Origin of the sequence: Couchioplanes azureus (assembly GCF_014648355.1) — a bacterium.
GTDB classification, from domain to species: Bacteria; Actinomycetota; Actinomycetes; order Mycobacteriales; family Micromonosporaceae; genus Actinoplanes; species Actinoplanes azureus.
In genome coordinates this window covers 31,678-44,186 of the sequence record NZ_BMQY01000004.1, presented here as the reverse complement: position 1 = coordinate 44,186, position 12,509 = coordinate 31,678, and the positions used below count along the sequence as shown (strand labels likewise).

Genomic DNA, 12,509 nt, shown 5'->3' with positions numbered 1-12,509 from the left:
GGACCGCCCGAGATGGCAGCCATCACCATCAAGAACGTCGACAAGACGTACCCCGACGGCTACCACGCCGTGAAGGACGTCAGCCTGGACATCGCCGACGGCGAGTTCATGATCCTGGTCGGGCCGTCCGGCTGCGGCAAGTCCACGCTGCTGCGGATGATCGTCGGGCTGGAGGACATCACCTCCGGTGACCTGCTCATCGGCGGCGAGCGGATGAACCAGAAGGCGCCCCGGGACCGCAACCTGTCCATGGTGTTCCAGAACTACGCGCTCTATCCGCACCTGTCGGTCTTCGAGAACATCGCGTTCCCGCTGCGGCTCAAGCACACCCCGGAGGCCGAGGTGCGCGAGCGGGTCAAGGCCGCCGCCGACACCCTGGAGCTGCACGAGCACCTCGACCGTAAGCCCAGCCAGCTCTCCGGCGGGCAGCGCCAGCGCGTCGCCATGGGCCGGGCCATCGTCCGGCAGGCCGACGCGTTCCTCTTCGACGAGCCGCTGTCGAACCTGGACGCCAAGCTGCGCGGGCAGATGCGCACCGAGATCCTGCGCATGCAGCGCCGGCTCGGCACCACGACGGTGTACGTGACCCACGACCAGACCGAGGCCATGACGCTCGGCGACCGGGTCGCCGTGCTCCGCAAGGGCGAGCTCCAGCAGGTCGCCAGCCCGCGCGAGCTCTACGAGAAGCCCGCCAACCTGTTCGTCGCCGGGTTCATCGGCTCGCCGCCGATGAACTTCCTGCCGGCCGCCGTACGCGGGGACGAACTGCGCCTGCCATTCCTCACCTGCCCGCTGCCCGGCGAGGTCGCGGACCGGGTCGGCGACGGCCAGGTGCTCATCGCCGGCGTCCGCCCCGAGTACTTCGAGGACGCCACCCTCGTCGACGAGCGCAAGCGCGACCGCGGGGTGGTCTTCGAGGTCGAGGTCGACGTCACCGAGTGGCTGGGCAACGAGCAGTACGCGTTCATCCCGTACGAGGCGCCCGGCGACCTCGCCGAACAGCTCGCCGGCCTGCAGCGCGAGCTCGACAGCGAGCAGATGCGCACGCAGATGGTGGTCTCGCTGGACCCGACGAGCCGGGTCCGCGACGGGGAGAAGGCGTCGCTGTGGCTGGACCCGTCGCGGATCCTGCTGTTCGACCCGCGTACCGGGAGAAATCTCGCCCTGGGCGAGGAAGCCGGCGGCCGCCACGCCGAGCCCGAGATCCCGCCGCAGCGCGCGGGCTGAGCACCGGCCCGTAAGCTCGCACGGTCAGCCGTTGCGAGTGAGGAGGCCGGCCACGCCCAGGGAGACCGGCCGCAAGGTCATCGCGTCGAACCGCAAGGCGCGCCACGACTACGCGGTCCTCAAGACGTACGAGGCGGGACTCGTGCTGGCGGGCACGGAGGTGAAGTCGCTGCGCGCCGGCTACGCGTCCATCGTCGACGCCTTCGCCCAGGAGCACGAGGGCGAGATCATGCTCTACAACCTGCACATCGCCGAGTACGGGTTCGGCTCGTGGACCAACCATGCGCCGCGGCGTACCCGCAAACTCCTGCTGCACCGCGTGGAGATCGCCCGCATCCTCGACAAGCTGCGCGAGCCGGGCATCGCCCTGGTGCCGCTGTCGCTCTACTTCCAGGACGGCTGGGCCAAGGTCGAGCTCGCCCTGGCCAAGGGCAAGCGGGAGTACGACAAGCGCCAGGCGATCGCCGAGCGGGACGCGAAGCGGGAGATCGCCCGGGCCATGGGCCGGCACCTGAAGGGCCGCACCCGCTAGGCACCGCCGCCGCTCTCCCCGGTCAGGGGCAGCTCGGCGGCCTCCGCCGGCCGGGGCGGCCGCGGGGAGTGCTCGGGGGCGCTCAGGGCGCTGCGCGAGTACCGGCCCTGGTGGCGGGTCACGTGCACCGCGATGACGTGGATCGGCGGCGGCGCCTCGGCGATGCGGCCCGGGCCCCAGCGCACCCAGAACGGGATCCGCCCCTCCTCGGCCTCGGCGAGCAGCTTCTCGACCGTACGCCGCCGATCGGTGTGATCGACCTCGACCACGATGGGCGGCGCGCCGGGTCGCGCGAGGGCGACGTCGAGCACGGAATGGCGGCGGTCCATGGGCGGCGGCAGCCGCATCACGCTCGGCGCCCGCCGGTAGACGCGCCAGCCCTGCGCCTCACCCCACGCGGCGACGGTGTCGATCACGAGCGCCGTCACCTGGTCCTGGGTGAGCCCGCGGAACGTCAGCGCCGCGAGCCGGTCGGCCAGGTCGTCCACCCCCGCAGCCTATCGACCCCGCCGCCGCCCTCCCGCCGGCCGCCCCGGCCTCGGACACCCCGCCGCCGGCCGCCCCGGCCTCGGACACCCCGCCGCCGGCCGCCCGCCCTCGGACACCCCGCCGCCGGCCGCCCGCCCTCGGACACTCCGCCGCCGGCCGCCGCCGAGCGCCGCCGGGCCGCGGGACGTCGCGCTTACCCGTCGGTAATGAAAGGATGCCCGCATGACGACGCTCGATCCGGCGGCGGCCCGCGAGGCGTGGCGGTTCGCCGAGCCGCTGCACGCGATGGTCTACTTCGTTCCCGAGTCCACCCAGCGCTTCGAGGCCCTCGGGCTGCCCGCTCGCGCCGGCTACTTCGCGTCCCGTGGTGGCGCGTTCGGCCCCGTCGGCCCGGGCCCGGTGGTCGCGAGCTTCTACAACTTCCATCCCGGCCTCGTGGCGCGCTTCCTTCCGGAGATCTGGCACACGGTGAGCCCCGCCGCGGTGATCGAGGCACGCCTCGCCGCGGCGGACGCGGCCCTGGACCGCGGCCTCGGCGACGTGCTGCGCAGCGACGAGGTCGCCGAGGCGGCCACCCTGGCCCGGCGCGCCGCCGAGTCGGCGACCGCGCACGTCTCCGGCCGTCCCCTCTACGCGGCGCACGCCGACCTCGCCTGGCCGAAGGAACCGCACCTGGTCCTGTGGCACGCGCAGACCCTGCTCCGCGAGTTCCGCGGCGACGGGCACGTCGCGGCGCTGCTGCTCGCCGGCCTGTCCGGGCTGGAGTCGATCGTCCTGCACACCGCATCGGGCGAGGTGAGCGGGGACTTCCTGCGCGCCAGCCGCGGCTGGAGCCGCGAGGAGTGGGCCGCGGCAGCGGAGTCTCTGCGCTCCCGCGGCCTGATGACCGGCGACGGCCTCACCGACGAGGGCCGTGCGCTGCGCGCCCGCCTCGAGGCGGAGACCGACCGCCTGGCCGCGCCGGCGTACGAGATCCTCGGCGCCGGCGGTTGCGCCCGCCTGGTGGAACTCGTGCGGCCGCTGAGCCGCACCCTGGTGAAGGCCGGTTTCCTCGCCGGAGCCCTCCCCGCCAGGCCGAAGTGACCTGGTTGCTCCCGCTGCGACGGTTCCCTCCCGGGGGAACCGGCCCGGGTGTGACGGGATCGACGGCGGTTCGCGTGCGGACCCGGCGAACGGCTCCCCTATGATGCGCGCTACATCCGCATCTGAAGCCGTCCGGAGGCAAGTCGTGGCATCGTTCCTCTACCTCGTTGCCGGGTTGGTGGTCGGTGTGCTCGCCGGCTGGCTCCTGCGAGGACGCCAGGTAACCGCAGCCCAGCACAGCGCGACGAGCACCGCCACGCCCGCCGCCCCCGAAACCGCCGCCGAACCCGCGGCCGCCGAACCCGCCGCCGCCGAACCCGCGGCCGCCGAACCCGCCGCCGCCGAACCCGCCGCCGCCGAACCCGTCGTCAGCGGGCACACGCCGGCGCCCGCAGCGGTCGCCGAGGAGCGCGCGTCCGCTCCCGAGCCCCCCGCCGGCGACCACCCGGTGCTCGCACCGCCCGCCGAGGAGCGCGCGTCCGCTTCCGAGCCCGTCGAGGAGCAGGCCTCCGCGTCCGAGCCGGTCTCCGAGAAGCCTGAGCCGGCGCACGAGCGCGAACCCATCGCCGACCTGGAACCGGCCGGCAGGACCGAGCCGGTCACCGCGCCGGAGCCGCTCACCGCGACCGAGCCGGGCCTCACGCCCGAGCCGGGCCTCACCCCCGAGCCGGGCCTCACGCCCGAGCCGGTCCGGGCGCCCGAGCCCGTGGTCGCCGACGAGCCGGTCACGCCGGCGCCGGCGCCCACCGTGGTCACCGCGCGCGTGACGGAGCCGGACCTGCTCTCCGAGCCCGTCAAGGAACCGGTGCCGGTCCCCGAGACGGAGCCGGTCACGGTCGCGGAGCCTGCCCTGCTCACCGAGCCCGCGACGGAGCCGGTCGCGGTCACCGAGCCCGTCAAGGAGCCGGTCACGGCCGCCGGGCCGGCGACGGAACCGGTGGCGGTCACCGAGTCCGCCCCGGAGCCGGACCCGGCCGCCGAGCCCGTGACGGAGCCGATCCTGCTCTCCGAGCCCGTCAAGGAACCGGTCGCCACCATCCCGGCGCAGAGCGGGCCGGCGGACGCCGGGCCGGCGCACGAGCCGGACGACCTGACGAAGATCGCCGGGATCGGGCCCAAGATGGCGATGGCCCTCGCGGCCGGTGGCATCACCACCTACGAGCAGCTCGCCGCGGCCGACGTCGTCGCGATCCGGGCCGCGATCACGGCCGCCGGGATGCGCCCCGCGCCGAGCCTGGGCGCCTGGCCCGAGCGCGCCCGCGCCCTGACGACCCGCTGACCGGTCGCCGCACCGGCGTCACTTCGGGTTCACGCGGATCCGCGCCCCGGCGCGGATCCGCGTCAGCACGGCCGCAAGTCGCCGCGACCCGGATCTCCGTCCACGCCGGTCCGCCGGCCCGCTCCCCGACCCGGCCGCCATGGGCGGCCGCGCGCACCGATCGTGCCCGCCCGGCCAGCCGGGCGGGCACCGCCGTTACATGATCATGAAAGTCGGCTCCGCCGGGGGAGGCGCCCCTGTGACCTAGTTGCCAAGACTATGCAACAGCATCCCATGCCCAATATGCTGGCCCGCAGTTCGCGGACCGGGGAGGCATGATGGATGTAGTGGCGATGCACATCGCCAACGGGATCGTGGACGGGCCGGTGTCCGCCCTCTTCGCCGCCGTCGCCGCCGGGGCGCTGGCGTGCTGCGTGTGGCGGGCCCGCGCCGATCTCGACGACCGCCTGGCGCCGATGGCCGGCCTCGTGGCCGCGTTCATCTTCGCCGTGCAGATGCTCAACTTCCAGGTGCTGCCCGGCGTCTCCGGGCACCTGCTCGGCGGCGCCCTCGCGGTGGTCCTGGTCGGACCCTGGGTCGGGGCGCTCTGCGTCTCCACCGTGCTGATCGTGCAGTGCCTGCTCTTCGCCGACGGCGGGCTCACCGCGCTCGGGCTCAACATCACGAACATGGCGCTGCTCGGCACCGCGGCCGGCTACCTGCTCGTCGCCGGGCTGATGCGGCTGCTGCCGAAGACTCCGGCCGGGGTCGGCGCGGCCGCCTTCGCCGCCTCGGTCGTCGGCGTGGTCGTCGCCTCGCAGGGCTTCGTCCTGCAGTACTGGATGGGCGGCACGACCGAGCTCTCGATGCCCACGATCGCCGCCACGATGGCCGGGGTGCACACCCTGATCGGCATCGGCGAGGGCCTGATCGCCGCCACCACGGTCGCCACCGTGGCTCGCGTACGCCCGGATCTGGTCTACGCCCTGCGCCGGTTCCGCACCGCGCCGGCCGTCGAGCCGGTGCCCGTCGCCGGAGGTGTCCGATGACCAAGCGGCTCGGCTGGTTCCTCGCCGGCGGGCTCCTGGTGGCCCTGCTGCTCGCCGGGGTCGTCAGCGCCTTCGCCTCCGGCAGCCCCGACGGGCTCGACGCCACCGCGCGGCAGGGGTGCACGTTCAACGCCGACGACGAGATCACCGGCGGCACCTGCATGCTGCAGAAGGAGCAGGAGCACCAGCTCGCCGGGAGCCCGCTCGCCGACTACGGCATCCGCGGCCTCGGTACGGGTGCGCTGTCGACGGGGCTCTCCGGCGTGCTCGGCGTGCTCGTCACGTTCGGGCTCGGCGGCGGCGTGTTCTGGCTGGCCCGGCGGCGCACGCGGACGGAAGCCGAGGCCTAGTGGGCGCCGGTCACGCCCACCCGCTGCACCTGCACCGGCCGAGCCCGGTGCACCGGCTCGCGCCGGAGGTGAAGATCCTCGCCATGCTGCTGTTCACGGTGGTGGTCGTGGCGACGCCGCGGGAGGAGTTCGCGGCCTTCGGCGGGTACGCCCTGCTGCTCGCCGCGGTCGCCGTGACCGCGCGGGTGCCGGCGTCCTGGCTGGCCAAGCGGGCCACCATCGAGCTGCCGTTCGTGGTGCTGGCGGTCGCCCTGCCCTTCGCGGGACACGGCGACCGGGTGGACTGGCTGGGCCTGTCGCTCTCCGTCGACGGCCTGTACGGCGCGTGGAACATCTTCGCCAAGGGCACGCTCGGGGTCGTGGCCTCGCTGCTGCTCGCCGCGTCCACCACGATGCGCGACCTGATCCTCGGGCTGGACCGGCTGCGCTGCCCGGCCGTGTTCACCCAGATCGCCACGTTCATGCTGCGCTACCTGGACATCCTCGTCGAGGACGCGCGGCGGATGCGGATCGCGCGGCTGTCGCGCGGCTACGACCCCCGGTTCCTGTGGCAGGTGAAGGCGTTCGCGGTGAGCGTGGGATCGTTGTTCCTGCGGGCGTACGAGCGGGGCGAGAGGGTCTATCTGGCGATGGTGTCGCGCGGCTACGACGGACGCATGCCCCGGCCCGACACGGGCGGCGCGAGCGCGGCGCAGTGGGCCCAGTCGGCGGCCCTGCCCGTCGCGGCCGCCGCCATCGCCGTGACGGCGGTGCTGCGATGAGCCTGCGGGTCGCCGGGCTGACGTACGCGTACCCGGACGGCAGCGTCGCCCTGCGCGGGGTGGACCTGGACGTGGCCGAGGGTGAACGCGTCGCCCTGCTCGGCCCGAACGGCGCCGGGAAGACGACGCTGGTGCTGCACCTCAACGGCGTGCTGCACGGCGGCGCGGGCACGGTCGAGGTCGGCGGCCTGCGGGTGGACGCCCGCGACCGGGGCCGGCTCACCGAGATCCGCCGCCGGGTCGGCATCGTCTTCCAGGACCCGGACGACCAGCTTTTCATGCCGACGGTGGCCGAGGACGTCGCGTTCGGCCCGGCGAACCTGGGTCTGCGCGGGCCCGAGCTGCAGGAGCGGGTCGACGAGGCCCTCGCCGCGGTGGGCATGTCCGCGCATCGCGACCAGGTGCCGCACCACCTGTCGTTCGGGCAGCGGCGGCGGGTCGCGGTGGCCACGGTGCTGGCGATGCGGCCGCAGCTGCTGGTCCTGGACGAGCCGTCGTCCAACCTGGACCCGGCGAGCCGGCGCGAGCTGGCGGAGATCCTCCAGCGGCTGCCGGTGACGGTGCTGATGGTCACGCACGATCTTCCGTACGCGATGCAGCTCTGTCCCCGCTCGGTCATCCTCGACGGCGGCCGCATCGCGGCCGACGGGCCGACCGCCGGCATCCTCGCGGACGACGATCTGCTGCGCGCCCACCGGCTGGAGCTTCCCTACGGCTTCCATCCGGTACGCCCGTAGCACCGCGTCACGTGGTCGGGGCGCAGGCTCCCGGTGGCAGCTTCGCCTCGCCGATGATGCCCAGCGACTGGTGTGCCTCGGTGAGCCTGCCGAGCCGCTGGAATCCGGCGCCGACCACCACGTCGACCACGGCGCCCCGGCGGGCGGGGTCGTACGCGCGGGTCGCCTTGCCGAAGAAGTAGGCCTGCACCAGCTGGGCCGCGCCCACACCCTCCGGGCCGTAGCGCAGCTCGGCCACGTCGGCGACCTGCTTCCTGCTCATCGCCGGCTTCTGCACCTGGAACCGGCGGTCGACGAAGTCGGCGGACACGCGCGCGCCCAGCCCCGGGGTCGCGGTGCCGTTGAAGACCTTCACGGTCACCTGGGACGGCCCGGGCGGGAGCCGGAGGCTGGCGACGGGCGCACCGACCGGGCAGGCGGGGCCGGCGACCGGGCCGCCCTGGGAGTCGCGGGCCACGGCGAGAACGACGACGACGATCGCCGCCACGGCGAGGAAACCGACGAGGAGGAGGGCCCGGACCCGCGTGAAACTCACGAGGCGCGACGGTAGCGAGCCCGCGCAACATCCACCGCGTCCTCCGATCGGCCCCGTGCCCATCGCCCGATCGGGGGAGGCGGTAGCCCGCCATTGGTACAAAGGTGGCCATGCGCTCGGAGCACTTCACCATCACCCGGGTCATGGTCGACGGCGGCCGCGAGGTCTGCGTCCGGCTCATCGGCGACCTGGACGGCGACGCCCGCGACCCGCTGCGGCGCGAGCTCTACGACGCCGTGCACGACAACGGGGCTCCCCTGCTCGTGGTCGACCTGCACCACACGCTCTTCCTCGACTCCGAGGCGATCGGCGCCCTGCTCGACGGCCTGCTGCGGGCCCAGGAGGCGGGCAAGGACGCCCAGATCGTCAACGCGCGGGGCGCGATACGCACGGTCCTGCAGGTCACCGGCGTGCTCGAGCTGTTCGGGGCGAGCGCCGAAGCGTCCGCCCGGCTCGCCGGCACGGGCGGCGCGACGGTGCTGCCGCTGCGCCCCGCCCCGGCGGTGCCGGACGAGGAGCCGCCGGTCCGGCGCTGGGCGACCTGACCTCTCGGCGCCCGAAATGCATTTACCATGGCATTTCGGGCAGAAGGTGAGGGCGGGGGTCGCCATGACGCACGCACAGCCGGAGTTGCCGGTGCCGGAAGAGCTGGAATGGGCGCTGGACGAGGCGAACAAGGAGGTCGTGGCCATCGCGCCCGGCTGGTTCCGGGCCTGGCCCACCGGGGACGAGAAGTGGTCCGCGGTCAACGTCCGCGCCGCCACCCAGGTCATCGTCAACCACAGCCGCGAGGACGACCGCCACCCGGACAGCTGGACGGTGCGGGCGCTGTTCGGCGAGCACGCGGTGGAGCTGCGCGTCGGGCCCTACGACAACCGGACGCAGGCCATCTGGGTCGCGAACGCCATCCTGAGCATCGCGTACGGGAGCGAGCGCCGCTGACCTCCGTTGCGAGTCACGCCGTCCGTCGTACCCGTCCGGCAACCCACATGCCCTCCGGCGGCAACCGGTCCGGCCTACCGTCAGATCGCCGGGTGTCGACGAAGGTGGGTTCGAGTGGGTACGAACGGAGCGCTCGAGACGCGGTTCGCCGAGTGTGCCCGTGATCGGCAGCCGGAGCGACTGGCGGCTGCCCTCGAGGCGCTGGAGATGGAATCCGTGGCAGCGCCCCGGAGCCTCGCGGAGTTGGCCGGCCGCGCGGAGCGGCTGGCGAGCGAGCTGGACCGCATCGAGTTGGTGATGCGCGCCCGGCTGATCCGCGGCGAGGCGTGCCGGCAGGAGGGCGACCTGACGACATCGGGCCGGATCGCCCACGACGTCAGCGCATGGGCGACCCGGCACCGGCATCCGTACGTCCTGGCCCGCAGCCACCTCGCGGTGTCCCGCTTCCGGCGCCACATCGGCGACCAGTCCGACGCTCTCGCCCACGCCGTGCAATGCCTGGCCCACACCGGCGACGACGTGCCCGCCGGCATCCGTGCGAGACACATGTCGCATCTGGCGGTGACGTTGTGCGAGAGCGGCTCGGTGGACGAAGCCTCGCGCCGGTACCGCGAAGCGTTCGCCATCGCGTCCGCCATCGGGGACTTCGCGCTGTCCCTGCGGCTGCTCAACAATGTCGCCTACACGGCGTACAAGAACAATGACGGCGAACAGGCCCAGAACCTCATCGAGGAGATCCGGGCGTTCTCCGCCCGTCACGACGTGCCGCTCGACGCCTCCTACCTCGACACCATCGCGCGGATCGAGATCATGCGCGGCTGGTACGCCCGGGCGCGGGCCACGCTGCACCCGCTGCTGCACGGCACCGCCGAAGTGCCGGTCGACAGCCACACGCTCGCGGAGTCCCTCCTGACCCTCGCGTTGGCGCAGCGGCTGGATGGTGATGTCGCGGCTGCGCAGGCCACTCTGCGCCGGGCGGTCGCCATGTGCGAGGAGCAGGACCTCGCTTCCGTGCGGGCGCGGGCGCGCGACGAGCAGGCCCAGCTGTATGCGGTGACCGGCCGGTACCGCGAGGCCTACGAGGAGTACCGGCTCTTCCACGGCGAGACTCAGGCGTTGCAGTCGGCTCAGCGCGAGGCGCGTGCTCGTACCCTGCAAGCGGTCTTCGAGACCCAGGAGGCGCGCCGGGAGAGCTCCCGTTTCCGGGAGATGGCACTGCGGGACCCGCTGACCGGCCTGTACAACCGCCGCTTCGTCGACGAACACCTGACGATGCTGTGCGAGCGGGCCGCCGAACAGGGCACGCCGCTCTCGGTCGCACTGGTCGATCTGGACTACTTCAAGCGGATCAACGACACCCTGTCGCATGCCGCCGGCGACACGGTCCTGCAACAGGTCGCCGTGCTCCTGACCGGCACGGCGGCCGAGCCGGCCGTCGCCGCGCGGCTCGGTGGTGAGGAGTTCGTGGTTCTGCTGCCGGACACCGGCACCGACGATGCGGTGCTCCGCTGCGAACGGTTGCGGCTGGCGATCGCCGGTCACCCGTGGCAACCGGTCACCGGGGAATTGCCGGTGACCGCCAGCATCGGTGTGACGACCATCGACGCCGGGAAGACCACGCCCTCGGCGTTGCTCGCCCGAGCCGACCACAACCTCTACACGGCCAAGCGCACGGGTCGCAACCGGGTCGCGGCCGACCCGGCCGGCCATGCCTCACTCGCGGCAGCGAGAGCCACATGACGGCGTGAGCCCCTGGACGGGTGCCCTCCGGCGGAGGGCACCCGCTCGGGTGCTGCCGGCGCTACTGCGTCACGGACGCGTACGCGTCGACGATGCCGTGGCCGTAGAAGCCGTTGAAGCTGCGGTCGCCGGAGCAGTAGGCGTTGTACTCGGACGACCGGCCCTCACGGGTGTACGTGCGCAGCCGCGGGTTCGGGCAGGCGCGCTCGGCGGACGACGCGTAGAGGCGCTGCTCGAGCGCGTCCGGGTCCATCGTCAACCCGCCGCGGGTGGCGTCGCGCGTGCCGTACTTGCTGGCGATCAGCGCCGCGACGCCGCTGGCGTGCGGTGCGGCCATCGAGGTGCCCTGCAGGTAGGTGTAGTAGCCGCAGGAGCCGCCGGTGGTGCAGCGCTTGAAGACCGAGCTGGCGTACGACGAGCGCACGTTGCCGGCGGCGTCCACCTTGTTCTCCTCGCGGAGCACCTTCAGCGGGTAGCTGGACAGGATCTGGTTGGACACCGAGTTGAACGAGCTGGTGCCGTAGCCGTCGCCGCGGAAGCCGCCCGGGGCGGCCACGGAGATCTGCTCCACGCCGTAGTTGGAGTAGTCCGCCTTCGAGCCGGACGGGCCGACCGACGAGACGCCGATGACGTGCGGGCCCTCGACGGGCAGGTCCCAGCAGCTGGCGTTGTCGATGCGGCGCGGGCGCGGGGTGCCGCCGAAGTTGGGGCTCGAGGTGTCGGTACGCGGGCTGCCCAGGTCCTCGTGGTTGTTGCCGAGGGCACCGACCAGCGTGACGCCGCGGGTGTGCGCGTACTCCAGTGCGCGCTTCATGCCGGCGATGGTCGCCTGCTGCCCGGCCTGCTCCGCGGGGCTGTCCGCGGCGTTCGCGGTGCAGTTGTAGAGCCACGGGTCGACGTAGAACGACATGTTGACCACGTCGAGGCCGGCGTCGCCGGCGTAGGTGAGCGCGTTGACGACCGGCTCCAGGAAGAAGGAGCCCGAGTCCTGGCCGCCCTTGAGCTCGACGAGGGTCACGCCGGGCGCGACGCCCGAGATGCCGAAGCCGTCCGCGGCGGCGCCGATGGTGCCCGCGACGTGCGTGCCGTGGCCGCCGTCGTCGGTGCCGACCGGATCGAGGCAGCTCGCCACCTCGCACGGGCCGTCCTCGGGGATGTCGGGCGCGAAGTTGCGCGACAGGCTCGCGCTGAAGTTCGCCGCGAGGTCGGGGTTGCTGGCGTCCAGGCCGGTGTCCAGCACGCCGACGGTGATGCCGCGCTCGCCGGCCTCCACGCTGCGCGCCCGGTCCGCCCGGACCATCTTGAGGCCCCAGAGCCGGGTGTCGAGGGGGTCGAGGCCCGCGGTGCTGCCGGCCCGCCGGGGAGCCGCGGTGGTCGCGGTGGTCGCGGCGGTCGCGGCGGGCAGCGCGGCGACCGGGGCGGCCAGGGTGGACCCGGCGGACTGCACGCCCGCCTCGACGCGCGGCGCACGGGGGCTGCGGCCGATCGGCGCGCGCAGGTTCGCCCCGATGAGGACGCCGCTCTCGGCCGCCTTCGCGGAGAAGTCGGCCCGGGCCGAACGGACCCGGTACAGGCCGACGGCCTCGTTGCGGGCGACGACGCTGCCGCCGGCCGCGGTGATGGCCGCGGTCGCGGCCGAGACGGACACACCCTCCTCGGCGACGACGGTGTACTCGGTGGAGGCGGCCGGAGCGGCCTCGGCGGATCCCGTCACTATGGTGCTCAGCAGGGTCAGCGCCGCCACGGCGGCGGCGCTGACGATGCGGGGTTTCGTCATTGATGAACATCCCTCGGGTGAGTTGCTTT

At 73.6% G+C, this 12,509-nt stretch carries 14 protein-coding genes; 11 read left to right on the top strand and 3 right to left on the bottom strand.

Annotated features, from left to right (window positions below; all coding sequences use genetic code 11):
• Positions 1–12: 12 nt before the first annotated feature.
• Positions 13–1,227, top strand: coding sequence for an ABC transporter ATP-binding protein (locus IEY99_RS15270; RefSeq protein ID WP_189203710.1), 1,215 nt, complete (start codon positions 13–15; stop codon positions 1,225–1,227).
• A gap of 37 nt (positions 1,228–1,264) precedes the next feature.
• Complete coding sequence (gene smpB, locus IEY99_RS15265; protein ID WP_189204771.1) at positions 1,265–1,759, top strand: SsrA-binding protein SmpB; 495 nt, start codon at positions 1,265–1,267, stop codon at positions 1,757–1,759.
• Here the strand turns inward: smpB and IEY99_RS15260 are convergent.
• A complete protein-coding gene (locus IEY99_RS15260) occupies positions 1,756–2,247 on the bottom strand; it encodes a hypothetical protein (protein ID WP_189203708.1) in 492 nt (163 codons plus the stop codon). The genes smpB and IEY99_RS15260 overlap by 4 nt on opposite strands.
• 223 nt (positions 2,248–2,470) lie before the next feature.
• Here IEY99_RS15260 and IEY99_RS15255 point away from each other — a divergent pair, with 223 nt between their 5' ends.
• From IEY99_RS15255 to IEY99_RS15230, 6 genes are all read left to right on the top strand, one after another.
• Entirely contained in the window at positions 2,471–3,331 is an 861-nt protein-coding gene (locus tag IEY99_RS15255; RefSeq protein WP_189203705.1) for an SCO6745 family protein, read from the top strand.
• Positions 3,332–3,476: 145 nt separating this feature from the next.
• Positions 3,477–4,610 carry a helix-hairpin-helix domain-containing protein gene (locus tag IEY99_RS15250; RefSeq protein WP_189203704.1) on the top strand — a complete coding sequence of 378 codons (1,134 nt, stop codon included), beginning with the start codon at positions 3,477–3,479 and terminating at the stop codon, positions 4,608–4,610.
• 317 nt (positions 4,611–4,927) lie between these two features.
• Positions 4,928–5,638 carry an energy-coupling factor ABC transporter permease gene (locus IEY99_RS15245; RefSeq protein ID WP_189204769.1) on the top strand — a complete coding sequence of 237 codons (711 nt, stop codon included), beginning with the start codon at positions 4,928–4,930 and terminating at the stop codon, positions 5,636–5,638.
• Positions 5,635–5,988 carry a PDGLE domain-containing protein gene (locus tag IEY99_RS15240; RefSeq protein WP_189203702.1) on the top strand — a complete coding sequence of 118 codons (354 nt, stop codon included), beginning with the start codon at positions 5,635–5,637 and terminating at the stop codon, positions 5,986–5,988. Before IEY99_RS15245 ends, IEY99_RS15240 begins: the two co-directional genes overlap by 4 nt.
• Complete coding sequence (gene cbiQ / locus IEY99_RS15235; protein WP_189203700.1) at positions 5,988–6,749, top strand: cobalt ECF transporter T component CbiQ; 762 nt, start codon at positions 5,988–5,990, stop codon at positions 6,747–6,749. The genes IEY99_RS15240 and cbiQ overlap by 1 nt, the downstream gene beginning before the upstream one ends.
• Positions 6,746–7,486: an energy-coupling factor ABC transporter ATP-binding protein gene (locus IEY99_RS15230; protein ID WP_189203698.1), complete on the top strand. Its 741-nt coding sequence runs from the start codon at positions 6,746–6,748 to the stop codon at positions 7,484–7,486. Before cbiQ ends, IEY99_RS15230 begins: the two co-directional genes overlap by 4 nt.
• Positions 7,487–7,493: 7 nt before the next feature.
• Here the strand turns inward: IEY99_RS15230 and IEY99_RS15225 are convergent, their stop codons facing one another.
• The gene (locus tag IEY99_RS15225) at positions 7,494–8,021 is read right to left on the bottom strand and encodes a LytR C-terminal domain-containing protein (protein ID WP_189203696.1); all 528 of its coding nucleotides are present in this window, start codon (positions 8,019–8,021) and stop codon (positions 7,494–7,496) included.
• Positions 8,022–8,131: 110 nt separating this feature from the next.
• Here IEY99_RS15225 and IEY99_RS15220 point away from each other — a divergent pair, with 110 nt between their 5' ends.
• The 3 genes from IEY99_RS15220 (at position 8,132) to IEY99_RS15210 (ending at position 10,703) form a co-directional block, all read left to right on the top strand.
• Positions 8,132–8,566: an STAS domain-containing protein gene (locus tag IEY99_RS15220; RefSeq protein WP_189203694.1), complete on the top strand. Its 435-nt coding sequence runs from the start codon at positions 8,132–8,134 to the stop codon at positions 8,564–8,566.
• Positions 8,567–8,630: 64 nt separating this feature from the next.
• Positions 8,631–8,963, top strand: a complete 333-nt coding sequence (locus IEY99_RS15215) for a hypothetical protein (RefSeq protein WP_189203692.1) — start codon at positions 8,631–8,633, stop codon at positions 8,961–8,963.
• Positions 8,964–9,077: 114 nt separating this feature from the next.
• A complete protein-coding gene (locus IEY99_RS15210; protein WP_229798721.1) occupies positions 9,078–10,703 on the top strand; it encodes a tetratricopeptide repeat-containing diguanylate cyclase in 1,626 nt (541 codons plus the stop codon).
• 61 nt (positions 10,704–10,764) lie between these two features.
• Here the strand turns inward: IEY99_RS15210 and IEY99_RS15205 are convergent, their stop codons facing one another.
• On the bottom strand, positions 10,765–12,480 hold the full coding sequence (locus IEY99_RS15205; protein ID WP_189203690.1) for a S8 family serine peptidase: 1,716 nt from the start codon (positions 12,478–12,480) through the stop codon (positions 10,765–10,767).
• Positions 12,481–12,509: the final 29 nt, after the last annotated feature.

Excerpts from the sequence above, each read along its gene's own strand:
- IEY99_RS15270 (WP_189203710.1), top strand. The coding sequence starts at position 13 with ATGGCAGCCATCACCATCAAGAACGTCGACAAGACGTACCCCGACGGC.
- IEY99_RS15255 (WP_189203705.1), top strand. The coding sequence starts at position 2,471 with ATGACGACGCTCGATCCGGCGGCGGCCCGCGAGGCGTGGCGGTTCGCC.
- IEY99_RS15245 (WP_189204769.1), top strand. The coding sequence starts at position 4,928 with ATGGATGTAGTGGCGATGCACATCGCCAACGGGATCGTGGACGGGCCG.
- IEY99_RS15240 (WP_189203702.1), top strand. The coding sequence starts at position 5,635 with ATGACCAAGCGGCTCGGCTGGTTCCTCGCCGGCGGGCTCCTGGTGGCC.
- IEY99_RS15230 (WP_189203698.1), top strand. The coding sequence starts at position 6,746 with ATGAGCCTGCGGGTCGCCGGGCTGACGTACGCGTACCCGGACGGCAGC.
- IEY99_RS15220 (WP_189203694.1), top strand. The coding sequence starts at position 8,132 with ATGCGCTCGGAGCACTTCACCATCACCCGGGTCATGGTCGACGGCGGC.
- IEY99_RS15215 (WP_189203692.1), top strand. The coding sequence starts at position 8,631 with ATGACGCACGCACAGCCGGAGTTGCCGGTGCCGGAAGAGCTGGAATGG.
- IEY99_RS15205 (WP_189203690.1), bottom strand. The coding sequence starts at position 12,480 with ATGACGAAACCCCGCATCGTCAGCGCCGCCGCCGTGGCGGCGCTGACC.